Below are 21,556 nucleotides of genomic sequence, written 5' to 3'. Positions count from 1 at the left end.
AGATAACTTGCATCCAGAGGGAGTCTTCTTGCTGCATAGATATGCCGAGACACAGTCCCGACTGGAAAGCATCCAGCGGAATTCCAACTTATCGGGAAAGCGAACTCAGGTCAAATAGCCAGCTTTATTACGGTTAATCAGCCTTTTTGCGATTTAACTGTATGATTATTATGTTTTTATTACGTAAATATATGTCAATCTGACCTTTCTGATTCCCTTATGAAGTGTGAGCCGTCTCACTGTGTGATCGGCCTCATATTTCCAGACCATGCTGTTGAATGTGGGGATGCCAGCACAAAATTCTGTTTGGACCGTTTCGTGCACAGCATGTATCTGTTTTTCTTATGGCGGAACATTTGAATCAAAACACGGTTGCCATTAGTAAAATTAATTAACCAGGGTGTGATTAAAACAGCACTTAAGCTGAATGGATATGCAATAACGGAAGGCAACCATCAGGAGGGATGGCTGCAGAAAGCGGATGCGCCGGGCACGCGGCACCGGGACCCGCAAAAGCGCGGCCCTCCAGATTATTCAGTTGGCAGAATTAGTCAAGCGCTTTAGGCATAAAGGCGCGAACGTCGGCGAAACGCCGCGCTGCTGCACCATAACAGGGCGTAAAGTCAGTCCGCACGGCGCGTGCGGCGGCGCAGCGCGCGGATAATTACGCTATGATGAGCCAGATTCGTTCAGGGAGCGCGTAATGAAACAGATTCGTCTTTTAGCACAGTACTACGTGGATTTAATGGTCAAGCTCGGGCTGGTGCGGTTTTCGCTGCTGCTGGCTTCGGCGCTGGTGGTGCTGGCAATGGTGGTGCAGATGGCGGTCACCATGGTGCTGCGTGGCCACGTTGAAAGTATCGACGTCGTGCGTTCGGTGTTTTTTGGCCTGCTGATTACCCCGTGGGCGGTCTACTTTCTCTCCGTGGTGGTCGATCAGCTGGAGGAGTCGCGCCAGCGGCTGTCGAAGCTGGTGGACAAGCTGGAGGAGATGCGCACGCGCGACCTTGAACTGAATCAGCAGATGAAAGAGACCATCAGCCAGCTGAACCAGGAAATCAGCGACCGTATTAAAGCAGAGCAGGCGCGCGAGCAAGTGATGGATAAGCTGCGCGAAGAGATGACGCGGCGTGAACAGGCGCAGATTGAACTGGAGCAGCAATCTTCCTTCCTGCGTTCGTTCCTTGATGCCTCGCCCGACCTGGTGTTCTATCGCAACATCGACAAACAGTTCTCCGGCTGTAACCGTGCCATGGAACTGCTCACCGGCCTGAGCGAGAAGCAGCTGATTGGTCTGACGCCGCGCGACATTTATGACGAAGATGCCGCCACCAAAGTGCTGGAGACCGATGAGAAGGTGTTTCGCCACAATGTGTCGCTCACCTATGAACAGTGGCTGCAGTATCCGGACGGGCGCAAAGCCTGCTTTGAAATCCGCAAAGTGCCGTATTACGACCGCGTCGGTAAGCGCAGCGGCCTGATGGGCTTCGGACGCGATATTACCGAGCGTAAGCGCTATCAGGACGCGCTGGAGAACGCCAGCCGTGAAAAGACCACCTTTATCTCCACCATCAGCCACGAGCTGCGTACGCCGCTTAACGGCATCGTCGGGTTAAGCCGTATCCTGCTGGATACCGATCTCAACCAGGAGCAGCTGAAGTACCTGAAAACCATTCACGTCTCGGCCATCACCCTCGGCAACATCTTTAATGATGTGATTGAAGTCGACAAGATTGAACGGCGCAAAGTGCAGCTGGATAACCAGCCGCTGGATTTCACCGGCTTCCTCGCCGACCTGGAAAACCTCTCCGGCCTGCTGGCGCAGCCGAAAGGGCTGAAGTTCGTCATGGCACCGGAGTTGCCGCTGCCGCACAAGATTTCCGCCGACGGCACGCGCCTGCGCCAGATTCTGTGGAACCTGATCGGCAATGCCGTGAAGTTTACCCGGCAGGGCGAAATCGTGGTGCGCGTCGCCTATCGCCAGGACGAAACGCTGCACTTTGAGGTGCAGGACTCCGGGATGGGCATTCCGCAGGAAGAGCAGGACAAAATCTTCGCCATGTATTACCAGGTAAAAGATCAGCACGGCGGTAAACCGGCCACCGGCACCGGGATTGGCCTGGCGGTGTCACGCCGGCTGGCGCAGGCGATGGGCGGCGATATCACCGTCAGCAGCGCACCGGGTCAGGGCTCGTGCTTTACCGTGGAAATCCACGCGCCGCGCGTGGCGGATGAAGTGCAAGATGAGGATCAGGACGACAGCATGCCGCTGCCGGCGCTGCACGTGCTGCTGGTAGAAGATATCGAACTCAACGTGATTGTGGCGCGCTCGGTACTGGAGAAGCTGGGTTGCAGCGTGGAGGTGGCGATGACCGGCGGTGAGGCGCTGGCGATGTTCGATCCGCAGGAGTTTGACCTGGTGCTGCTGGATATCCAGCTGCCGGACATGACCGGCCTCGATGTGTCGCGCGCCATTCATCAGCAGCACGCCGGCGTGACGCTGCCGCCGCTGGTGGCGCTGACTGCCAACGTGCTGAAGGATAAAAAAGAGTATCTCGATGCCGGTATGGACGATGTGCTGAGCAAACCGCTGGCGGTGCCGGCGCTGACCGCGATGATCAAGAAATTCTGGGATTACCAGGCCGAAGCCGAAGCGGTGGTGAGTGACGCCGACGCGGAACAGTCACGCACGCTGCTGGATGTCGACATGCTGGAGCAGTATATCGAGCTGGTTGGTCCGGGGCTGATCACCCAAAGCCTGACGATGTTCGAGCAGATGATGCCGGGTTATCTTGAGGTGCTGGACTCCAACATGATGGCGCGTGACCAGAAGGGCATCGCCGAAGAGGGGCACAAGATCAAAGGCGCGGCGGGCTCGGTCGGCCTGCTGCATCTGCAGAAACTGGCGAAACAGATTCAGTCACCGGAATTGCCGGCCTGGTGGGATAACGTGCAGGAGTGGGTTGACGAGCTGAAGCACGAGTGGCGGCACGACGTTGAAGTATTACGGAACTGGGTTGCGGAGCGTGAAAAATAGCGCGGGCCAGAAAAAAAATGACCCCAGTCGAAACCGGGGTGCGCGAATACTGCGCCAACACCAGGGAAATGGGCGCTGCTGCTATTATTAGAAATCGAATACAAAAGCAACAGCGTGGTATTGGTTAACGCTTCAAAATCACCTTAGCAAATTCGCCACAGCTTGTGACAAGATTCATTAAATTGTGTGATGTTGAGCAGCGTTTAAATACAGAAAACATTAATTTGCTGACACAGTCAAGCAAGGAATCAATTTCTTTGGCGTATTGCACTATTTTTGAGCAAATGTTCGGTTTTTTGCCTGGTTTTCCCACAGTCGCGGTCCGGAAAGCGCTGCGCGGCGAAGGGAAACGGCAAAAAGCGCAGCGCAACGGCCGTTTTTATGCTCATGTTATTGATTCTAATAATGAATAACCAGATTTTGCGGCGGTTATCCAAAACGTTTTGGAAACCCCCGGCTGAAAGTTCCAGTTCGGGCATTGAACGGTTAGCGTAAACCGGATGGGCGATAAAACGTTTTACATGTTGCGCCCTGGCCTGAAGCGTAATTGTCGCTATTTGCGCCGTGTTTTTCAGAATGGTCTCGGTTGTCAATGAACATCTTCACTGACTACTAAAGATGATAGTTAAACATCGTGAAAGGTTTGACGTGAGCGGTATCACAATCGGTTAAGTATTTATGCCTGTGCGCGCTGCGCGATTTTTCTGCATGGAACCGATTCCTTTTTGCCGGAAGTGCTTGATGCGACTGGCTCTAATAGAGGAACGATGGTTGCCCGCGCAATGAGTTTGGCTGGTGGTCGCGATGCCGCAGAGATAAAATTCCGGCTTGCATCACCGCTATTTGAAATCATGACCTGAGTAATTGATTAATCCAGGGAACCGGTAAGAGACGATTGCATGAGTAAGAGTAAAGGGAAGATGGTCCAGCGCCTGAAGCGGCTGGCTGGCAGGGTGCTTCTGGCATGGCTGGGTCTGTGGCTGGCCGGCATCGTGCTGTTCGCATTTTTGCCGGTGCCGTTTTCGGCGGTAATGGTGGAGCGGCAGCTTGGCGCGTGGTTCAGCGGACGCTTCGATTATGTCGCTCATTCAGACTGGGTGGGAATGGATGAGATTTCACCGTGGATGGCGCTGGCGGTGATCGCCTCGGAAGATCAGAAGTTTCCTGAGCACTGGGGCTTTGACGTGCATGCCATTCAGCAGGTGCTGGACAATGACGGCAGCGAACGGATGCGCGGCGCATCAACGCTGTCTCAGCAGACGGCGAAGAACCTGTTCTTGTGGGATGGCCGCAGTTGGGTGCGCAAAGGGCTGGAGGCCGGGCTGACGGTGGGGCTGGAAACGGTTTGGACCAAACGCCGCATTCTGACAGTCTACCTGAATATTGCGGAATTCGGGAACGGGGTGTTTGGTGTGGAAGAGGCATCGCAGCGCTATTTCCACAAGCCTGCCAGTCGCCTGAGCATGGCGGAAGCCGCTTTGCTGGCGGCGGTGCTGCCGAATCCGATTCGCTTCCGCGCGGATGCACCGTCCGGCTACATTCGTCAGCGCCAGCAGTGGATTATGCGCCAGATGCGCCAGCTGGGCGGCGAGGGCTTCCTCAACCGTTACCAGCTGCACTGACGCGGTTAGTCTTCGTCAAAACCGGCTTCAAACAGCTCAATGACCGCGGCCAGCGCCTGGGTTTCCTGCGGGCCGCTGGCCTCGATTTCGATATGACCGCCTTTAGCGGAGTCGAGCATCAGTAGCGCAATCACGCTGCTGGCTTCGGCTTCGGTACCGGCCTCGTTACGCAGCAGCACTTCCGCATCAAAACTCTGCACCAGCTCAAACAGCTTCATCGCCGGGCGCGCATGCATACCCAGCTTATTTCGAATCTCAACGGTTTGCTTCACGGTCATGATTTGCGTTTTTCCAGGGTGCGATGACGGGACTGCACATTTTTACCGCGCGAACGGAAATAGTCTGCCAGCTGTTCGGCAATGTAGACCGAACGGTGCTTACCGCCGGTACAGCCAATCGCCACAGTCAGATAGCTGCGGTTATTGGTTTCCAGCATCGGCAGCCACAGCTCGAGATAGCTGCGCGTCTGGTAGATAAAGTTATGCACTTCGGTGTGACGATCAAGGAAGGCCGCCACCGGACGATCGAGCCCGGTCATCGGACGCAGCTTCGGATCCCAGTGCGGGTTAGGCAGGAAACGCACGTCAAACACGTAATCGGCGTCGATCGGGATGCCGTGCTTGAAGCCGAAGGATTCAAACACCATGGTGAGTTCGCGCTCACGCTTGCCCAGCAGGCGCGTGCGCAGCATTTCTGCCAGCTCATGCACCGACATCTCTGAGGTATCGATGATCAGATCGGCACGCGAGCGCAGCGGCTCCAGCAGATCGTTTTCCTCATCAATGGCGCTTTCCAGCGACAGATTTTTGCTGGAGAGCGGATGCAGGCGGCGCGTGTCGCTGTAGCGGCGGATCAGCGTATTGCGATCGGCGTCCAGAAACAGCAGCTGTGGCGAGAACGCTTCCGGCAGATTGTTCAGTGCCTGCTCAAACACCTCCGGTGATTCCGGCATGTTGCGCACGTCAATGCTAACCGCCGCTGAGATATTGCGCTCGGTTAAGGTGTTCGCCAGCTCCGGCAGCAGCACCACCGGCAGGTTATCGACACAGTAGAAGCCCATATCCTCAAGGGCGCGCAGCGCGACTGATTTTCCTGAGCCTGACCGACCGCTAACGATCATCAGCACCATCACATTTCTCCCGTGTTAAACCGGCACGCAGGCCGGTAAAAGTGTCTGTCGCTTAAGCGTGATCTTCCTGAGCTTCTGTAATGATGGCGTAGAGCTCTTCATCGCTCTGTGCCGCGCGCAAACGGCGGCAGACGGTTTTATCCGCCAGGCGTTTCGCCACCAGCGACAGGGTGTGCAGATGGGTTTTGCACTGGTCTGCGGGCACCAGCAGGGCAAACAGCAGGTCAACCGGCTGGTTGTCGACGGCGTCAAAGGCGATAGGCTGGTCGAGGCTGATAAACACGCCAACGGCGCGCAGCGTATCCTCCTCCAGCTTGCCGTGCGGGATGGCGATGCCGTTGCCAATGCCGGTACTGCCCATGCGTTCACGGGTCAGGATGGCTTCAAAAAGCGTCTGGTGCGGCAGATTGAGCTGCTTAGCGGCCAGCTCGCTGATAATTTCCAGCGCGCGCTTTTTACTCTGGCAGTGTACGCCGCTGCGGGTGCAGTCCAGCGAAAGGACCGCGCTCAATTCCAGTGTCAGATCGTTGTTCATCATCGTTTCACTTGCGTGTTCACATAGCCGTAAGGCACGTACCGGGACACCGCGAACGGGCAGGGCAGGTGACTGCAGGCGCTTGCGCAGATGACAAAACGGGGCGGTGACCCGCCCCATTTCTCCTCTGAGTGCTGAACCCGTCAGCACTCTGCAAGCGTGAAGGTTAGTGTTTTTTCAGTTTGTCTTTGTGTTTGGTCAGCTGACGGGCCAGCTTGTCAATCAACCCGTCGATGGCCGCGTACATGTCTTCCGCTTCCGATGTGGCGTGCAGCTCCCCGCCGTTGACGTGCAGGGTTGCTTCCGCAATCTGCGTCACCTTCTCCACTTTCAGAACAATATAAACCTGATTGATACGATCAAAATAGTGTTCCAGTTTGGCAAATTTGTTATTTACAAATTCGCGCAGTGGGTCGGTTATCTCAACATTCAGTCCGGTAAGGTTTAGCTGCATAGGTCTTCCTTCTTGTTTCGGTCAAACCAGCTGCTTGCGCTGGTTTGATGGCGGTATAGATAAAGACTCGCGATACTTAGCAACCGTACGTCGCGCCACCATGATGCCCTGTTCAGATAACATGGAGGTCAGTTTGCTGTCGCTCAAGGGTTTTGCGGGATTTTCCGCGGAGATTAATTTTTTCACCAGTGCACGGATCGCCGTCGACGAGGCTTCGCCACCGCCTTCGGTGCTGACGTGACTGGAGAAAAAATACTTCAGTTCAAAAATGCCACGCGGGCTGTGCAAATACTTTTGCGTGGTGACGCGGGAAATGGTGGATTCATGCATATCCACGGCCTGGGCGATATCCGCCAGTACCATCGGACGCATATACTCTTCACCCTGTTCAAAAAACGCCTGCTGCTGTTCGACAATACAGCGCGTCACTTTCAGCAGCGTGTCGTTGCGGCTCTCCAGGCTCTTAATCAGCCAGCGGGCTTCCTGTAAGTTGCTGCGAATAAACTGACTGTCACTGTCATTACGCGCAGAACCGCCCATCGCGGCGTAATGCTGATTAATCTTCAGGCGCGGCAGGCTGTCAGCGTTCAGCTCCACCGTCCAGCGTGTGCCAGTCTTGCGCACCAGCACATCGGGAATCACATACTCGGGCTCGCTGGTATTGATGGACTGCCCGGGGCGCGGATCGAGCGACTGAATCAGCAGCATCGCTTCCTTCAGCACCTCTTCTTTCAGCCGCGTCACGCGCATCAGGCTGCGGAAATCGTGGTTAGCCAGCAGGTCGAGGTGCTCGCTGACGATCAGCCGTGCTTCGTTCAGCATCGGCATATCGGCCGCATACTGCGACAGCTGTACCAGCAGGCAGTCACGCAGATCGCGTGCGCCGACGCCCACCGGATCGAAACGCTGTACGCGCTTCAGCACCGCTTCCACCTCTTCCAGCGTCAGCTCTTCGTCACCAATACTCTCACAAATGTCCTGTAAGCTGACGGTGAGATAACCGGTATCGTCAATGGCATCGACGATGGAGGTAGCGATGGCGCGGTCGGTGTCGGTGAACGGCGTCAGTTCCACCTGCCACATCAGATAGTCCTGCAGCGACTGCGTGGTTTCACCCTGATACACCGGCAGCTCGTCGTCCTGGTAATCGGTGCCGGTGCCGGAGGGCGTGCCGGCCGTGTAGATCTCGTCCCAGGAGGCATCGAGCGGCAGCTCTTCCGGCATCTCTTTCTGTTCGAGTGCCTCACGGGTATCTAACGCCTCGTTCTCCTGAAATTCGCGGGCGTCGACTTCATCGTGCAGATCGGTTTGTTCAAGCAGCGGATTGCTTTCCAGCGCCAGTTGCAGTTCCTGCTGGAGTTCAAGCGTAGAGAGTTGCAGCAAGCGGATTGCCTGCTGCAACTGGGGAGTCATCGCCAGCTGTTGGCTGAGCCTGAGTTGCAAACCTTGCTTCATAATCCGGCTAGAATTTCCTAAGCAAATGTCGGGTATGCCGACACCTTATCAGAGTCTGAACTCTTCGCCCAAATAAACCCGCTTAACCTGCTCATCTGCAAGAATTTCATCTGGCGTGCCGTGGGCAATCAGATGGCCCTGGCTGACGATATATGCGCGCTCACACACCGCGAGCGTTTCACGCACGTTGTGGTCGGTGATCAGCACGCCGAGGCCGCTGTCACGCAGGTGTTCGATGATCTTTTTGATATCGATAACGGAGATGGGGTCAACGCCGGCAAAAGGTTCATCCAGCAGGATAAACTTTGGATTGGCGGCCAGTGCACGGGCAATCTCGACGCGACGACGTTCACCGCCTGACAGCGCCTGGCCCATGCTGTCGCGCAGATGGCCGATGTGGAACTCGTCCATCAGCTCATTGGCGCGATCCTGACGCTGCTCTTCCGTCAGGTCGTCACGCACCTGCAGTACTGCCATCAGGTTGTCGTAGACGCTCAGACGGCGAAAGATCGACGCTTCCTGCGGCAGATAACCGATGCCGCGCCGCGCGCGCGCATGCAGCGGCAGAATACTGATATCTTCTTCATCAATAATAATGCGGCCGGCATCGCGCGGCACGATGCCTACCACCATGTAGAAGGTGGTGGTTTTACCGGCCCCGTTGGGACCCAGCAGGCCGACAATCTCGCCGGATTTCACCTGCAGGCTGACATCTTCTACTACGCGACGGCCTTTGTAGGCTTTCGCCAGGTTTTCAGCGACTAATGTGGCCATAGCGATCAGTTACTCTTTTTGGGGCTCGCAGACGAACCGTTTTTATCCTGCAGCTGCGACGGCACCAGCACGGTGGTGACACGCTTGCTCTGGCCCTGACTGTAGGCCTGCATTTTCTGCTCTTTCACCAGATAGGTGATGCGATCGCCTTTGATGTTGCTGTCCTGCTGCTCAATAAAGGCGTTGCCGGTCAGCTCGACGAAATCGTTGGCCAGCTCATAGTGCAGTTTGGCGGCGTGCCCCTGCACCGGTTTGCCGTTGTCCTGCATCTGATAAAAGGTGGCTGGATTGCCGTAGGCATCAACGATGGTTTTGTTGCTGTCGCCGCCGGGACGCGTTACCACCACTTTATCGGCGGTAATTTTGATGGTGCCCTGGGTCACGATCACGTTGCCGGTAAAGGTGGCGACGTTACCCTGCAAATCGAGCGCCTGGTTCACCGAGTCGATGTTAACCGGCTTGTCCGAATCGCCCGTTAACGCCAGCGCCGGCAGGCTGGTTGCCAGCAGCGCACTCACCAGCAGCAACTTAAGGCTATTTTTGTTCATTTTGAATTTCATAGGAGGTTTTGACCTTTTCAAGCAGCTCGGCATTCTTTGTCCGTAGGTTGCCGCGCATCTTCATGCCAGTGGAGTTAAAACTGCGGCCAAATAGGGTGACCTGATCGTCAGACGTCACATCCTGGCTGACCAGATTAACCTGAGCATTATCCGTGATGATGCGCTCAAGCTGGGAATCCTGCGTCAATGTGTGTACTTCAACGTGGCCATAAAGATACAGCATACGATCTTTCGTCAGCTTTGCCTTGTCAGCACGAACCGACCACGTGGGCACTTTGTTTTCGTCGTAAGTGGTCATCACCGGATTATCGAACCAGCTCACTTCTTCGGCCGAAAAGTAGGTCACTTTATCCGAGACCAGCTTATAGGCCAGCGCACCCGTCGGGTTATACACCACGGTGCTGGAGTTGGCGCTGGTGTAGGTCGGCGCCTGATCGTTGGTCGCCACCGGCGTGGCGCTGTCGTCCTGGTTGGTAAGATTCCAGCCGATCAGCACCAGGGCGATCAGCGCCAGAATCAGCGTTATCCAACGCCTGCTTTTACTCATACTGATTGCCCTTTGGCATCCTCAAATTTGTTCTGCGCCAGCAAAATCAGGTCGCATAGCTCACGTACCGCACCGCGACCGCCAGCAATGCGCGTCACGTAATGCGCGCGCGGCAGTAACACCGGATGCGCATCGGCGACGGCCACGCTCAGACCCGCCTGTGCCATTACCGGCCAGTCGATCAGGTCGTCACCAATATACGCGACCTGGTCTGCCGATAGTGACAGTTTATCCAGGAGTTCGCGCCAGGCCAAAAGCTTATCCGACTGTCCCTGGTAAAGATGCGTAATGCCGAGCGTTTTACAGCGATCTTCCAGCAGTTTAGCGCGGCGGCCGGTAATAATAGCCACTTCGATGTCCGAGGTCAGCAGGCAGCGCACGCCGTAACCGTCGCGCACGTTAAAGGCCTTTAGCTCTTCACCGCTGTTGCCCATGTAAATCAGGCCGTCGGACATCACGCCGTCGACATCGCAAATCAGCAGGCGGATGTTGGCCGCCCGCGCCATCACGTCGGCGCTCACCGGGCCGTAGCAGGTGTCGACCATCGTGGTTTCAGCACTCATTGTTGTTTCCCGTTCAGACCACGCCAGCGCGCAGCATGTCATGCATATGTACCACACCGAGCAGGCGATCGTCATCGGCCACCAGCAGCGCAGTGATGTTTTTGTTTTGCATCAGATTAAGCGCGTCCACCGCCAGCAGGTTAGGGCGCACGCGAATCCCGCCGCGCGTCATCACATCCTGGATGCGGGCCGACTGGAAATCGATGCCCATATCGAAGATGCGGCGCAGGTCACCGTCCGTGAAAATCCCTTCGATTTTCATCAGGTCGTCGACAATCACCGTCAGGCCGAGGTTTTTGCGCGTGATCTCCAGCAGCGCGTCGCGCAGCGAGGCGTCACGGGTGACGTGGGGAATTTCATCGCCGCTGTGCATAATGTCGCTGACGTGCAGCAGCAGTTTGCGCCCCAGCGCGCCGCCCGGGTGCGACAGCGCGAAATCTTCCTGCGTGAAACCGCGCGCTTCCAGCAGCGCCACCGCAAGCGCATCGCCCATTACCAGCGTGGCGGTGGTGCTGGAGGTCGGTGCCAGCCCGAGCGGACAGGCTTCCTGCGGCACTTTCACGCATAAATGCACATCGGCAGCCCGGCCCATGGCGCTCTCCGGACGGCTGGTCAGGCAAATCAGCTGCACTTTCTGCCGTTTGAGCACCGGGATCAGCGCGAGGATTTCGCCTGACTCGCCGCTGTTCGAGATGGCGATCACCACATCGTTGGTGCTGACCATGCCGAGATCGCCGTGGCTGGCTTCACCCGGGTGGACGAAGAACGCCGGCGTGCCGGTACTGGCGAAAGTGGCGGCCATCTTCTTGCCGATATGGCCGGATTTGCCCATGCCCATCACCACCACTTTGCCACGGCAGGCAAAGATCATTTCGCAGGCGCGGCTGAAGTCGGTGTTAATATACTGGTCGAGCTGTTCCAGCCCTTCGCGTTCAATGCGCAGTACCGCTTTACCTGCCTGCTGGAAGTCGAAATCCGGTTGCTGATGTGACATGGTCAGTCATCCTTAATAGCTTGCGATAAGCGTGGGGCTGAGCCACAGCCACAGCACCCACACGATAAATCCACCTAACAGCAGCGTGCCCGCGATGCGGCCGATGCGGCGCTTGCGCAGCAGGCACAGCAGGGCGAACAGCACGCTGACGCCCAGCATAATCCAGTAATCCCGCGCAAAGGCGTGCGCATCGATCGCGCCGGGATGCACCAGCGCCGGCAGGCCCAGCACAATCGCCAGATTGAAGATATTGGCGCCAATCAGGTTGCCGATGGCGATATCGTCTTCGCCTTTCAGCGCGCCGGCCAGCACCGTGGCCAGTTCCGGCAGACTGGTACCGACAGCAATCAGCGTCAGTCCCATCACCAGTTCGCTAATGCCGAAGTAATCCGCAAACACCGTGGCGTTGTCGATCACCATGCGTGTCGACATCGGCAGAATAATCAGCGCCACCGCCAGCCAGAGAAACGCCACCGTATTGCCGCTTTCGTCACGCGGCAGCTCCGCCAGTTGTTCACGCGTCAGGGTGTCATTATTATCGCGCTCGGCCCGCCGGGCGATGCGGATCGCCACCAGCAGATAACCCAGCGCCAGCAGCAGCAGTGCCACGCCATCCAGCCGGCTGAGCTGGTTATCAAACAGCATGATGCCGCTGAGCAGTGAGACCAGCAGCAGCAGAGGGAGTTCGCGGCGAATCAGATTGGAGTGTACGGTTAAAGGGTGCAGCAGCGCAGCGCCACCCAGAATCAGCAGAATATTGGTGATGTTCGAGCCCAGCGCGGTACCCACGGCTAAATCCATCTGACCATGCTGCGCGGCAGAGAACGAGACGATCAGTTCCGGCAGTGAAGTGCCAATGCTCACCACCGTCATGCCAATGATCAACGGGGGAATGCCAAGGGATCGACACAGGATCGCGGCGCTGAACACCAGGCGGTCAGCTCCGTAAGCCAGTAAAATCAATCCGATAAACAGCAGGGCAGTGGCTACGAACATGAAAAATCCTTGATGGATAACGGTGCCGGCAAACCTTGTCCGACAGGTAAAAGCAGTGCGCGTGCGGAATCAGGCGCTGATTTTGACTGTCTGAGAGGCAAAAGTAAATTTTAAGGCCGTTTTCGCCACACCGGACGGGTAAGTTTCTGTAAAACTATCGTGCATTGTGGTTTACCAGGCTACCATCCACCACGTTAATTACGCCCGATCCGTTTAAAGAGGTAATGATGATCCAGCAGCAAACGAATCTGGTTGAGGTTCGTGGCGTCAGTTTTACGCGCGGCAATCGCACCATCTTCGACGACATTTCGCTGACCGTTCCGGCGGGTAAAGTCACGGCGATTATGGGCCCTTCCGGCATCGGTAAAACCACCCTGCTGCGCCTGATTGGCGGGCAGCTGCAGCCGGACAAAGGTGAGATCTGGTTTCGTGACCAGAACATTCCGACGCTGTCGCGCCGTAAGCTGTATGACGTGCGTAAAAAAATGAGCATGCTGTTCCAGTCCGGTGCGCTGTTCACCGACCTTAACGTCTATGAAAACGTTGCCTGGCCGCTGCGCGAGCACACCCGGCTGCCAGCGGAATTGCTGCACAGTACGGTGATGATGAAGCTGGAAGCTGTGGGACTGCGCGGCGCAGCGCAGCTGATGCCGGCCGAACTCTCCGGCGGCATGGCGCGCCGGGCGGCGCTGGCGCGTGCAATTGCGCTGGAGCCGGAGCTGATCATGTTCGACGAACCCTTTGTCGGCCAGGATCCCATTACCATGGGCGTGCTGGTCAAGCTGATTGATGAGCTCAACCATTCGCTGGGCGTCACCTGCATAGTGGTTTCACACGATGTGCCGGAGGTCTTGAGCATTGCCGACCATGCCTATATTGTTGCCGGGCAAAAGATTATTGCTCAGGGTAGTGCGCCGCAGCTGAGGGAGAATCCCGATCCGCGCGTGCGCCAGTTTATTGAGGGTCATGCGGATGGTCCGGTGCCGTTCCGCTTCGCTGCCGGGGATTACCTCAGCGATCTGACCCGCACAGGGAGAAGCTAAACTGATGTGGTTACAGGCACTGGCGTCATTTGGGCGTCAGGGAATTAACACCTGTGCGGCCTTTGGCCGGGCGGGCTTAATGCTCTTCCATGCGCTGGTGGGTAAACCGGCGTTTCGTAAGCATGCGCCGCTGCTGGTGAAGCAGCTGTATAGCGTGGGCGTGCTGTCATTGCTGATCATTGTGGTCTCCGGCCTGTTCATTGGCATGGTGCTGGGGCTGCAGGGCTATCTGGTACTCACCACGTACAGTGCGGAAACCAGCCTGGGCATGCTGGTGGCACTGTCGCTGCTGCGCGAACTGGGGCCGGTGGTCACCGCGCTGCTGTTTGCCGGGCGCGCCGGTTCGGCGCTCACTGCGGAAATCGGCCTGATGAAAGCCACCGAGCAGCTCTCCAGCATGGAGATGATGGCGGTCGATCCGCTGCGCCGCGTGGTGTCGCCGCGCTTCTGGGCCGGCTTTATCAGTATGCCGCTGCTGGCGCTGATCTTTACCGCGGTGGGCATTGCCGGTGGCGCGCTGGTCGGGGTGGCCTGGAAAGGCATCGACCCGGGCTTTTTCTGGTCGGCGATGCAAAACGCGGTGGATTTTCGTACCGATGTGATCAACTGCCTGATCAAGAGCGCGGTGTTTGCCATCACGGTGACCTGGATCGCGCTGTTCAATGGGTATGACGCCATCCCGACTTCGGAAGGGATCAGTCGCGCGACGACGCGTACCGTAGTCCATGCTTCGCTGGCGGTGCTTGGACTGGATTTTGTGCTGACGGCACTGATGTTTGGGAATTAATGCAATGCAAAGCAAAAAAAACGAAATCTGGGTTGGCGTGTTTATGCTGGCTGCGCTGCTGGCGCTGCTGTTCCTCAGCCTGCGCGTCGCCGATCTTAAATCGCTGGGTACCGAGCCAACGTGGAAGCTGTACGCCACCTTCGATAATATCGGCGGCCTGAAAGTCAGCTCGCCGGTGAAAATTGGCGGCGTGGTGATTGGCCGCGTCACCGACATTTCACTGGATGACAAAACGCTGTCGCCGCGCGTCACCATGGACATCAGCGAGCAGTATGCCAATAAAATTCCTGACACCAGCTCGCTGGCGATTCGCACCCAGGGTCTGCTGGGTGAGCAGTTCCTCGCGCTCAACTTAGGTTTTGACGATCCGGAGCTTGGCTCGGCGATGCTGAAAGATGGCGGCACGCTGCGGGATACCAAATCGGCGCTGGTGCTGGAAGACCTGATCGGCCAGTTCCTCTACAAGAGCGGCGACAACAAGGACAATGAGAAATCGTCGGGCGCCGCCAGCGCGAGCGCCCCGGCAGCACCTGCTACAACGGAATAACCCAGAGAGGTACAACACGATGTTAAAACGTTTCCTGATGGTGGCCCTGCTGGCCATCGCGCCGCTGGCGGCAAACGCAGCGGACGCCAACCAGAGCAATCCGTACAAGATGATGAACGAAGCGGCGGAGAAAACCTTTACCCGCCTGAAGAACGAACAGCCGAAGATTAAGCAGGATCCGAATTACCTGCGCGAAATTGTGCGCCAGGAGCTGCTGCCGTACGTGCAGATTAAATACGCGGGGGCGCTGGTACTGGGCCGTTACTACCGCGAAGCCACGCCGGCGCAGCGCGACGCCTACTTTGCCGCGTTCGGGGATTATCTGGCGCAGGCTTATGGTCAGGCGCTGGCGTTATATCACGGCCAGACTTACCAGATTCAGCCTGAGCAGCCGATTGGCGATGCCAATATCGTGGCAATTCGCGTCACCATCATCGATCCCAACGGCCGTCCGCCGGTGCGCCTTGATTTCCAGTGGCGCAAGAACAGCCAGACCGGCAACTGGCAGGCTTATGACATGATTGCCGAAGGCATCAGCATGATCACCACCAAACAGAATGAGTGGAGCGATCTGCTGCGCACCAAAGGCATCGACGGCCTGACTGCGCAGCTGAAAACCTATGCCGCGCAGCCTATCACCCTGGACAAGCAGCAATAATGAGCGAACCGTTACGCTGGCAGCGCACTGCCAGCACGCTGGCCCTGAGCGGCAAACTGGACCGCGATACGCTGCTGGCGCTGTGGCAGGCGCGTGACAGCGCCATGGCCGGTATCACCACGATTGACGTGGCGGCGCTGGATCGGGTTGATTCTGCCGGACTGGCGCTGCTGGTGCATCTGCGCGAAATCGCGCGGGCGCAGGGCACGACGCCGCTTTTCAGTGGTATCACCGATAAGCTCGACTCGTTAATCAAGCTGTACAACCTGCAGCAGATTATTGTTTCTGCGGAACAAATCGCCTGATTAACGGCGCTGCTGACAAAGCCCCTGATTTTTTCAGGGGCTTTTGCGTATTTAAGAGTCAGGCGCTTTCCTCTAAGATATCCGCCTTATTATTATCAAGTGAAGCAATGAGCGATGGAAAATAGTGAAGTTCAGGCCGTGCTAATGCAGGCGCTGCCGTTAGAAGAAGTACATGTTCTCAGCAACGATGGCAGCCATTTCCAGGTCATTGCCGTGGGCGAAATGTTTGGCGAGCTGAGCCGCGTAAAGAAACAGCAGGCTGTGTACGCACCGCTGATGGAATATATTGCGGATAACCGTATTCATGCGGTGTCCATCAAGACTTATACCCCAGCCGAGTGGGCGCGCGACCGTAAACTCAACGGTTTCTAAGCGCCACTCTGGCTGTTTTGTTGATAGATAATTGAGAGCCGTGTTAATGGACAAATTTCGTGTGCAAGGCCCCACCCGTTTAAGCGGTGAAGTGACCATTTCCGGGGCGAAGAATGCTGCGCTGCCGATTCTGTTTGCTGCGCTGCTGGCTGAAGAGCCGGTAGAGATTCAGAACGTGCCGAAGCTGCGTGACATCGATACCACCATGAAGCTGCTGAGCCTGCTCGGTGCGCGCGTGGAACGCAATGGTTCGGTCCACGTTGATGCGCGCGAAGTTAATGTCTTCAGTGCGCCGTACGATCTGGTGAAAACTATGCGCGCCTCCATCTGGGCGCTGGGGCCGCTGGTGGCGCGTTTTGGCCAGGGCCAGGTTTCTCTGCCAGGCGGCTGTGCGATTGGTGCGCGTCCGGTCGATCTGCACATTACCGGCCTGGAGCAGCTGGGTGCCGAGATCAAACTGGAAGAGGGCTATGTTAAAGCCTCTGTGGATGGCGGCCTGAAGGGCGCGCACATTGTGATGGATAAGGTCAGCGTGGGCGCGACCGTGACCATCATGAGTGCCGCAACGCTGGCGACGGGCACCACCATCATTGAAAACGCGGCGCGTGAACCGGAGATTGTCGACACGGCAAACTTCCTTAACACGCTGGGCGCGAAAATCAGCGGCGCCGGCACCGACAAAATCACCATCGAGGGCGTTGAGCGCCTCGGCGGCGGCGTCTATCGCGTGCTGCCGGACCGTATCGAAACCGGCACCTTCCTCGTGGCCGGCGCTATCTCGCGCGGCAAAGTGGTGTGCCGCAATGCGCGGCCAGACACGCTGGACGCCGTGCTGGCGAAACTGCGTGATGCGGGTGCGGAGATTGAAGTCGGTGAAGACTGGGTGAGCCTTGATATGCACGGCAAGCGTCCGAAAGCGGTTAACATCCGTACCGCACCGCACCCGGGTTTCCCGACCGACATGCAGGCGCAGTTTACGCTGCTCAACCTGGTGGCTGAAGGCACCGGCGTCATTACCGAGACCATCTTCGAAAACCGCTTCATGCACATCCCGGAGCTGATTCGTATGGGTGCGCACGCCGAAATCGAAAGCAACACCGCTATCTGTCACGGTGTTGAAACCTTGTCCGGCGCGCAGGTGATGGCGACCGATCTGCGTGCGTCAGCCAGTCTGGTACTGGCAGGCTGCATTGCAGAAGGTGCGACGCTGGTGGATCGTATCTACCACATCGATCGTGGCTACGAGCACATTGAAGACAAGCTGAAAGCGTTAGGCGCCAACATCGAGCGCGTCAGCGGCGAGTAATCCTTTGTCCTGATTGCCAGGCATGAAAACCAGTCACGACAGCGTGGCTGGTTTTTTTTTGCTTTACCCGCGTGAGACGATCTTTTTCAGATCCTGGGGCGATCGAATGCGTTTTTTACGATCCAGCAGACGCTGTGTGACCGGATCAAAATAGCGGCTGGGCCAGATCTCGGAAGGATGGACCTTCAGCGCCGTGGCGATCAGCCATTCACCTTTAGGCCAGGGGCGAGACAGCGCGTTGGCTAGCGTCGATGAACTGAGGCCAGATTGACGTGACAGGGCGGCCAGTGACGTACCGCGCTTGCGCAGGGCCGCAATGATATCTGCCGGATGCCAGTCTTCTCTCCTTGCATGCATAACTCTCTTCTCCGTGTCCGTGTTAGTGCTCCATCTCTGCAGCGCTGTGGCTCTCCTGCGCAGAGATAACTGGAAAAATCCGGATTTTTATAGCAAATAATTTCCATATGTTTCCAGTAATTGTTTTGCCTGTGCACGAAACTGCGCAGTTTTTCGCAAAAATGCTGCAAGGGAATGTAATCAGACGGGCAGAGCAGGGGGAGAAATAAAAACGGGGCCGGACGGCCCCGTAGCAGGTCAGAAATCGCGCTGCACCGACATATGCGCCAGTGCTTCCAGTGCGCTGCGCCACGGCGTTTCTGGCAGTGCCTGTAGCGCCGCGATGGCTTTATCCGCCTCTTCTTCGGCGCGTTTGCGCGTCCATTCCAGCGAACCGGTTTGTTGCATTGCCGCCAGCACCGGCTCCAGCAGATGACGGCCATTACCTTCTTCGATGGCCTTGCGGATCATCTGCGCCTGCTCGGGCGTGCCGTTGTGCATGGCGTGCAGTAGCGGCAGCGTCGGCTTACCTTCGCTCAGATCGTCACCGGTATTTTTGCCCAGCGTCTCGCCGTCGGCGCTGTAATCCAGCAGATCGTCGATCAGCTGAAACGCCGTACCGAGATAGCGGCCATAATCCTGCAGCGCTTTCTCCTGCGCTGGCGTGGCCTCCGCGAGGATCGCCGAAGCCTGCGAAGCGGCTTCAAACAGGCGGGCGGTTTTGCTGTAGATCACCCGCATGTAGCTCTCTTCGGTGATATCCGGATCGTTGCAGTTCATCAGCTGCAGCACTTCCCCTTCGGCGATCACGTTCACCGCTTCGGACATCAGTGCAAGGATCTTCAGCGATCCCATGCTGGTCATCATCTGGAAGGCGCGGGTATAGATAAAATCCCCGACCAGCACGCTCGCCGCATTGCCGAACGCGGCGTTAGCGGTGGCTTTGCCACGGCGCATATCGGATTCATCCACCACATCATCGTGCAGCAGCGTCGCCGTGTGGATAAATTCGATCAGCGCCGCATTGGTCACATGCAGCGATCCCTGATAATTCAGCGCGCGTGCTGACAGCACCGCGATCATCGGACGGATGCGTTTGCCTCCCCCGCTGATGATGTAATAGCCCAACTGGTTAATCAGTGAGACATCTGAATTCAGCTGGTCGAGGATGGTCTGGTTGACGGCCGCCATGTCCTGCGCGGTTAATTCGTTAATCTGTTCTAAGTTCATTCGTCTGTTCAGCTTTGACTCGTTTTCTGCATGGTAAGCGCTTTTACCCAGCGTGAGTTCAGGTAATCTGTTACTGATTGTACTTGAAAAATCGGGTTGAGAAACGTTTGCATTCGTCCTGCGCTTTTTTTCTGCAAGAGAGTGCAAAGTGCACTTGTCTTCTGCTGGAGTTTTGCGTAGAATTCGCGCCCTATTGTGAATATTTATCGCGCCGCCTGATGAACAGAAAGGCATGCGCAGAAGCGGAGTTTTATATGTACGCGGTTTTCCAAAGTGGTGGTAAACAACACCGAGTAAGCGAAGGTCAGACCGTTCGCCTGGAAAAGCTGGACATCGCAACCGGTGAAACCATCGAGTTCGACCAGGTTCTGATGATTGCAAATGGCGAAGACGTGAAAATCGGCGCGCCACTGGTTTCAGGCGGTGTGATCAAGGCAGAAGTTGTTGCTCACGGTCGTGGCGAGAAAATTAAAATCGTTAAGTTTCGTCGTCGTAAACACTACCGTAAGCAAGCTGGTCACCGTCAGTGGTTCACTGATGTGAAAATCACTGTGATCAGCGCGTAAGAGGAGATCTGACAAATGGCACATAAAAAGGCTGGTGGCTCGACTCGTAACGGTCGCGACTCCAATGCAAAACGTCTGGGTGTTAAGCGTTTCGGTGGTGAATCTGTTCTGGCAGGTAGCATCATCGTTCGTCAGCGTGGTACCAAATTCCACGCCGGTAACAACGTAGGTTGTGGTCGTGACCACACTCTGTTTGCTACCGCAGACGGCAAAGTTAAATTCGAAGTTAAAGGTCCTAACAACCGTAAATACATCAGTATCGTTGCTGAGTAAGGTTGTTGTGCCGCAGACGATTAACGTCTGAACACACGAATGGAAGGCCCCGCAGCTTTGCGGGGCTTTTTACATTCTGCCGCAGGTTACGGCAATCACGCTGACCTTGCGCCTCAGTTTGCTGTACACTTTATGTACACATGGCTTTGCCAATCCTGTATTATCCGCCGCCGGTCAGCGCAGAAGACCCTGGCGGACCCGTTTGTCGCCCGCAGCGTGGCGCAAACGACAGTGTGACGGAGATAAAAAATGAAGTTTGTTGATGAAGCGACGATCCTGGTGGTCGCGGGTGATGGTGGCAACGGTTGCGTCAGCTTCCGCCGCGAGAAGTACATTCCCAAAGGGGGACCGGACGGCGGTGACGGCGGTGACGGCGGCGATGTTTACCTGCTGGCGGATGAAAACCTCAACACCCTGATCGATTATCGTTTCGAAAAATCTTTCCGCGCCGAACGCGGCCAGAATGGCCAGAGCCGTGACTGTACCGGTAAACGCGGTAAAGACATCATTGTTAAAGTGCCGGTGGGTACGCGCGTGATCGATCAGGGCACGGGCGAAACGCTGGGCGACATGACGCGCCATGAGCAAAAGCTGATGGTGGCGAAAGGCGGCTGGCACGGTCTGGGCAACACCCGCTTCAAATCGTCCGTGAACCGTACGCCGCGTCAGAAAACCATGGGCACGCCGGGCGAGAAGCGCGACCTGCAGCTGGAACTGATGCTGCTGGCAGACGTGGGGATGCTGGGTCTGCCTAACGCTGGTAAATCGACCTTTATCCGCGCGGTATCGGCGGCGAAGCCAAAAGTGGCGGATTATCCGTTCACCACGTTGGTGCCAAGCCTCGGCGTGGTACGTATGGACAGCGAAAAGAGCTTCGTGGTCGCCGACATTCCCGGCCTGATTGAAGGCGCAGCGGAAGGCGCGGGCCTCGGAATTCGCTTCCTCAAGCATCTGGAGCGCTGCCGTGTGCTGCTGCACCTCATCGACATCGCGCCAATCGACGAATCCGATCCGGTAGAGAACGCCCGCATCATTCTCGGCGAGCTGGAGAAATACAGCGACAAGCTGTACCAGAAGCCACGCTGGCTGGTGTTCAATAAAACTGACCTGCTGAGCCGTGAAGAGGCGGAAAGCCGCGCTAAAGCGATTGCCGAAGCGCTGGGCTGGGATGAGAAATACTATCTGATCTCCGCCGCCAGCCGTGACGGTGTCAATGAGCTGTGCTGGGATGTGATGAGCTTTATCATTGCGAATCCAAAAGAAGCGGAAGAAGAAGCGAAGCAGCCAGAGAAAGTGGCCTTCATGTGGGATGATTACCACCGTGAAGCGCTGGAAAATGCTCAGGAAGTGGAAGAAGACGAAGACTGGGATGACGACTGGGATGAAGACGACGACGAAGGCGTCGAGATCATTTATCAGCGTTGATGTCAGCAAAAAAAAGCGGCCAGATGGCCGCTTTTTTTATTG

The 21,556-nt window shown here is 56.6% G+C and carries 25 protein-coding genes and 1 pseudogene; 12 read left to right on the top strand and 14 right to left on the bottom strand.

Going from position 1 to position 21,556, the window contains the following annotated elements:
- The first annotated feature begins 703 nt into the window (after nucleotides 1–703).
- A pseudogene (gene arcB, locus K7H94_RS16320) lies at nucleotides 704–3,128 on the top strand (aerobic respiration two-component sensor histidine kinase ArcB).
- Between the two features lie 157 nt (nucleotides 3,129–3,285).
- Here arcB and K7H94_RS16315 read toward each other — a convergent pair.
- Entirely contained in the window at nucleotides 3,286–3,630 is a 345-nt protein-coding gene (locus K7H94_RS16315) for a hypothetical protein (RefSeq protein ID WP_222951348.1), read from the bottom strand.
- Between the two features lie 306 nt (nucleotides 3,631–3,936).
- On the opposite strand from K7H94_RS16315, the gene mtgA reads away from it, so the two are divergent.
- Entirely contained in the window at nucleotides 3,937–4,659 is a 723-nt protein-coding gene (mtgA, locus tag K7H94_RS16310) for a monofunctional biosynthetic peptidoglycan transglycosylase (RefSeq protein ID WP_031279742.1), read from the top strand.
- A 5-nt stretch (nucleotides 4,660–4,664) separates the two neighbouring features.
- Here mtgA and npr read toward each other — a convergent pair whose 3' ends face one another.
- The 11 genes from npr to K7H94_RS16255 form a co-directional block, all read right to left on the bottom strand.
- Entirely contained in the window at nucleotides 4,665–4,937 is a 273-nt protein-coding gene (gene npr / locus K7H94_RS16305; RefSeq protein WP_058759594.1) for a PTS phosphocarrier protein NPr, read from the bottom strand.
- Complete coding sequence (rapZ, locus tag K7H94_RS16300) at nucleotides 4,934–5,788, bottom strand: RNase adapter RapZ (RefSeq protein ID WP_021507744.1); 855 nt, start codon at nucleotides 5,786–5,788, stop codon at nucleotides 4,934–4,936. The genes npr and rapZ overlap by 4 nt, the downstream gene beginning before the upstream one ends.
- A gap of 52 nt (nucleotides 5,789–5,840) precedes the next feature.
- Nucleotides 5,841–6,323, bottom strand: a complete 483-nt coding sequence (gene ptsN, locus K7H94_RS16295) for a PTS IIA-like nitrogen regulatory protein PtsN (RefSeq protein ID WP_031279741.1) — start codon at nucleotides 6,321–6,323, stop codon at nucleotides 5,841–5,843.
- A 166-nt stretch (nucleotides 6,324–6,489) separates the two neighbouring features.
- On the bottom strand, nucleotides 6,490–6,777 hold the full coding sequence (gene hpf, locus K7H94_RS16290; protein ID WP_010618250.1) for a ribosome hibernation promoting factor: 288 nt from the start codon (nucleotides 6,775–6,777) through the stop codon (nucleotides 6,490–6,492).
- Between the two features lie 21 nt (nucleotides 6,778–6,798).
- Nucleotides 6,799–8,232: an RNA polymerase factor sigma-54 gene (gene rpoN, locus K7H94_RS16285; RefSeq protein ID WP_222951347.1), complete on the bottom strand. Its 1,434-nt coding sequence runs from the start codon at nucleotides 8,230–8,232 to the stop codon at nucleotides 6,799–6,801.
- A 48-nt stretch (nucleotides 8,233–8,280) separates the two neighbouring features.
- On the bottom strand, nucleotides 8,281–9,006 hold the full coding sequence (gene lptB / locus K7H94_RS16280) for an LPS export ABC transporter ATP-binding protein (RefSeq protein WP_010618248.1): 726 nt from the start codon (nucleotides 9,004–9,006) through the stop codon (nucleotides 8,281–8,283).
- Between the two features lie 5 nt (nucleotides 9,007–9,011).
- Nucleotides 9,012–9,566 (bottom strand): lipopolysaccharide ABC transporter substrate-binding protein LptA, encoded by a 555-nt coding sequence (lptA, locus tag K7H94_RS16275; RefSeq protein WP_031279739.1) that lies wholly within the window; start codon nucleotides 9,564–9,566, stop codon nucleotides 9,012–9,014.
- Complete coding sequence (lptC, locus tag K7H94_RS16270; protein ID WP_021507740.1) at nucleotides 9,541–10,113, bottom strand: LPS export ABC transporter periplasmic protein LptC; 573 nt, start codon at nucleotides 10,111–10,113, stop codon at nucleotides 9,541–9,543. Before lptC ends, lptA begins: the two co-directional genes overlap by 26 nt.
- The gene (gene kdsC / locus K7H94_RS16265; RefSeq protein WP_021507739.1) at nucleotides 10,110–10,676 is read right to left on the bottom strand and encodes a 3-deoxy-manno-octulosonate-8-phosphatase KdsC; all 567 of its coding nucleotides are present in this window, start codon (nucleotides 10,674–10,676) and stop codon (nucleotides 10,110–10,112) included. Before kdsC ends, lptC begins: the two co-directional genes overlap by 4 nt.
- 13 nt (nucleotides 10,677–10,689) lie before the next feature.
- Entirely contained in the window at nucleotides 10,690–11,670 is a 981-nt protein-coding gene (gene kdsD / locus K7H94_RS16260) for an arabinose-5-phosphate isomerase KdsD (RefSeq protein ID WP_222951346.1), read from the bottom strand.
- A gap of 12 nt (nucleotides 11,671–11,682) precedes the next feature.
- On the bottom strand, nucleotides 11,683–12,666 hold the full coding sequence (locus K7H94_RS16255; protein WP_222951345.1) for a calcium/sodium antiporter: 984 nt from the start codon (nucleotides 12,664–12,666) through the stop codon (nucleotides 11,683–11,685).
- A gap of 227 nt (nucleotides 12,667–12,893) precedes the next feature.
- Here K7H94_RS16255 and mlaF point away from each other — a divergent pair, with 227 nt between their 5' ends.
- The 7 genes from mlaF to murA all read left to right on the top strand — a co-directional run bounded on the left by mlaF (nucleotide 12,894) and on the right by murA (nucleotide 17,684).
- A complete protein-coding gene (gene mlaF / locus K7H94_RS16250) occupies nucleotides 12,894–13,709 on the top strand; it encodes a phospholipid ABC transporter ATP-binding protein MlaF (RefSeq protein ID WP_021507736.1) in 816 nt (271 codons plus the stop codon).
- A gap of 4 nt (nucleotides 13,710–13,713) precedes the next feature.
- Entirely contained in the window at nucleotides 13,714–14,496 is a 783-nt protein-coding gene (mlaE, locus tag K7H94_RS16245; RefSeq protein ID WP_021507735.1) for a lipid asymmetry maintenance ABC transporter permease subunit MlaE, read from the top strand.
- A gap of 4 nt (nucleotides 14,497–14,500) precedes the next feature.
- Nucleotides 14,501–15,043 carry an outer membrane lipid asymmetry maintenance protein MlaD gene (gene mlaD / locus K7H94_RS16240; protein WP_021507734.1) on the top strand — a complete coding sequence of 181 codons (543 nt, stop codon included), beginning with the start codon at nucleotides 14,501–14,503 and terminating at the stop codon, nucleotides 15,041–15,043.
- 19 nt (nucleotides 15,044–15,062) lie between these two features.
- Nucleotides 15,063–15,701: a phospholipid-binding protein MlaC gene (mlaC, locus tag K7H94_RS16235; RefSeq protein ID WP_021507733.1), complete on the top strand. Its 639-nt coding sequence runs from the start codon at nucleotides 15,063–15,065 to the stop codon at nucleotides 15,699–15,701.
- Nucleotides 15,701–16,006, top strand: coding sequence for a lipid asymmetry maintenance protein MlaB (gene mlaB / locus K7H94_RS16230; RefSeq protein ID WP_021507732.1), 306 nt, complete (start codon nucleotides 15,701–15,703; stop codon nucleotides 16,004–16,006). The genes mlaC and mlaB overlap by 1 nt, the downstream gene beginning before the upstream one ends.
- A 114-nt stretch (nucleotides 16,007–16,120) precedes the next feature.
- The gene (ibaG, locus tag K7H94_RS16225) at nucleotides 16,121–16,378 is read left to right on the top strand and encodes a BolA family iron metabolism protein IbaG (RefSeq protein WP_007886637.1); all 258 of its coding nucleotides are present in this window, start codon (nucleotides 16,121–16,123) and stop codon (nucleotides 16,376–16,378) included.
- 46 nt (nucleotides 16,379–16,424) lie between these two features.
- The gene (gene murA / locus K7H94_RS16220) at nucleotides 16,425–17,684 is read left to right on the top strand and encodes a UDP-N-acetylglucosamine 1-carboxyvinyltransferase (protein WP_222951344.1); all 1,260 of its coding nucleotides are present in this window, start codon (nucleotides 16,425–16,427) and stop codon (nucleotides 17,682–17,684) included.
- Nucleotides 17,685–17,747: 63 nt separating this feature from the next.
- On the opposite strand, the gene K7H94_RS16215 is transcribed toward murA, so the two are convergent.
- Complete coding sequence (locus K7H94_RS16215; RefSeq protein WP_021507730.1) at nucleotides 17,748–18,041, bottom strand: helix-turn-helix domain-containing protein; 294 nt, start codon at nucleotides 18,039–18,041, stop codon at nucleotides 17,748–17,750.
- A 237-nt stretch (nucleotides 18,042–18,278) separates the two neighbouring features.
- On the bottom strand, nucleotides 18,279–19,250 hold the full coding sequence (gene ispB, locus K7H94_RS16210) for an octaprenyl diphosphate synthase (RefSeq protein ID WP_021507729.1): 972 nt from the start codon (nucleotides 19,248–19,250) through the stop codon (nucleotides 18,279–18,281).
- A gap of 254 nt (nucleotides 19,251–19,504) precedes the next feature.
- Between ispB and rplU the strand changes: the two genes are divergently transcribed.
- From rplU to cgtA, 3 genes are all read left to right on the top strand, one after another.
- Entirely contained in the window at nucleotides 19,505–19,816 is a 312-nt protein-coding gene (gene rplU, locus K7H94_RS16205; RefSeq protein ID WP_021507728.1) for a 50S ribosomal protein L21, read from the top strand.
- Between the two features lie 15 nt (nucleotides 19,817–19,831).
- On the top strand, nucleotides 19,832–20,089 hold the full coding sequence (gene rpmA / locus K7H94_RS16200; RefSeq protein ID WP_006121751.1) for a 50S ribosomal protein L27: 258 nt from the start codon (nucleotides 19,832–19,834) through the stop codon (nucleotides 20,087–20,089).
- A gap of 249 nt (nucleotides 20,090–20,338) precedes the next feature.
- Nucleotides 20,339–21,514 carry an Obg family GTPase CgtA gene (gene cgtA, locus K7H94_RS16195; protein ID WP_058759590.1) on the top strand — a complete coding sequence of 392 codons (1,176 nt, stop codon included), beginning with the start codon at nucleotides 20,339–20,341 and terminating at the stop codon, nucleotides 21,512–21,514.
- Nucleotides 21,515–21,556 lie beyond the last annotated feature (42 nt).

The sequence above is a fragment of the Pantoea dispersa genome, assembly GCF_019890955.1.
Taxonomy (GTDB): domain Bacteria; phylum Pseudomonadota; class Gammaproteobacteria; order Enterobacterales; family Enterobacteriaceae; genus Pantoea; species Pantoea dispersa.
The sequence above is the reverse complement of the archived record's forward strand: the minus strand, read 5'-3'. Positions and strand labels throughout refer to the sequence as shown.

Excerpts from the sequence above, each read along its gene's own strand:
- mtgA (WP_031279742.1), top strand. The coding sequence starts at position 3,937 with ATGAGTAAGAGTAAAGGGAAGATGGTCCAGCGCCTGAAGCGGCTGGCT.
- npr (WP_058759594.1), bottom strand. The coding sequence starts at position 4,937 with ATGACCGTGAAGCAAACCGTTGAGATTCGAAATAAGCTGGGTATGCAT.
- rapZ (WP_021507744.1), bottom strand. The coding sequence starts at position 5,788 with ATGGTGCTGATGATCGTTAGCGGTCGGTCAGGCTCAGGAAAATCAGTC.
- ptsN (WP_031279741.1), bottom strand. The coding sequence starts at position 6,323 with ATGAACAACGATCTGACACTGGAATTGAGCGCGGTCCTTTCGCTGGAC.
- hpf (WP_010618250.1), bottom strand. The coding sequence starts at position 6,777 with ATGCAGCTAAACCTTACCGGACTGAATGTTGAGATAACCGACCCACTG.
- rpoN (WP_222951347.1), bottom strand. The coding sequence starts at position 8,232 with ATGAAGCAAGGTTTGCAACTCAGGCTCAGCCAACAGCTGGCGATGACT.
- lptB (WP_010618248.1), bottom strand. The coding sequence starts at position 9,006 with ATGGCCACATTAGTCGCTGAAAACCTGGCGAAAGCCTACAAAGGCCGT.
- lptA (WP_031279739.1), bottom strand. The coding sequence starts at position 9,566 with ATGAAATTCAAAATGAACAAAAATAGCCTTAAGTTGCTGCTGGTGAGT.
- lptC (WP_021507740.1), bottom strand. The coding sequence starts at position 10,113 with ATGAGTAAAAGCAGGCGTTGGATAACGCTGATTCTGGCGCTGATCGCC.
- kdsC (WP_021507739.1), bottom strand. The coding sequence starts at position 10,676 with ATGAGTGCTGAAACCACGATGGTCGACACCTGCTACGGCCCGGTGAGC.
- kdsD (WP_222951346.1), bottom strand. The coding sequence starts at position 11,670 with ATGTCACATCAGCAACCGGATTTCGACTTCCAGCAGGCAGGTAAAGCG.
- K7H94_RS16255 (WP_222951345.1), bottom strand. The coding sequence starts at position 12,666 with ATGTTCGTAGCCACTGCCCTGCTGTTTATCGGATTGATTTTACTGGCT.
- mlaF (WP_021507736.1), top strand. The coding sequence starts at position 12,894 with ATGATCCAGCAGCAAACGAATCTGGTTGAGGTTCGTGGCGTCAGTTTT.
- mlaE (WP_021507735.1), top strand. The coding sequence starts at position 13,714 with ATGTGGTTACAGGCACTGGCGTCATTTGGGCGTCAGGGAATTAACACC.
- mlaD (WP_021507734.1), top strand. The coding sequence starts at position 14,501 with ATGCAAAGCAAAAAAAACGAAATCTGGGTTGGCGTGTTTATGCTGGCT.
- mlaC (WP_021507733.1), top strand. The coding sequence starts at position 15,063 with ATGTTAAAACGTTTCCTGATGGTGGCCCTGCTGGCCATCGCGCCGCTG.
- mlaB (WP_021507732.1), top strand. The coding sequence starts at position 15,701 with ATGAGCGAACCGTTACGCTGGCAGCGCACTGCCAGCACGCTGGCCCTG.
- ibaG (WP_007886637.1), top strand. The coding sequence starts at position 16,121 with ATGGAAAATAGTGAAGTTCAGGCCGTGCTAATGCAGGCGCTGCCGTTA.
- murA (WP_222951344.1), top strand. The coding sequence starts at position 16,425 with ATGGACAAATTTCGTGTGCAAGGCCCCACCCGTTTAAGCGGTGAAGTG.
- K7H94_RS16215 (WP_021507730.1), bottom strand. The coding sequence starts at position 18,041 with ATGCATGCAAGGAGAGAAGACTGGCATCCGGCAGATATCATTGCGGCC.
- ispB (WP_021507729.1), bottom strand. The coding sequence starts at position 19,250 with ATGAACTTAGAACAGATTAACGAATTAACCGCGCAGGACATGGCGGCC.
- rplU (WP_021507728.1), top strand. The coding sequence starts at position 19,505 with ATGTACGCGGTTTTCCAAAGTGGTGGTAAACAACACCGAGTAAGCGAA.
- rpmA (WP_006121751.1), top strand. The coding sequence starts at position 19,832 with ATGGCACATAAAAAGGCTGGTGGCTCGACTCGTAACGGTCGCGACTCC.
- cgtA (WP_058759590.1), top strand. The coding sequence starts at position 20,339 with ATGAAGTTTGTTGATGAAGCGACGATCCTGGTGGTCGCGGGTGATGGT.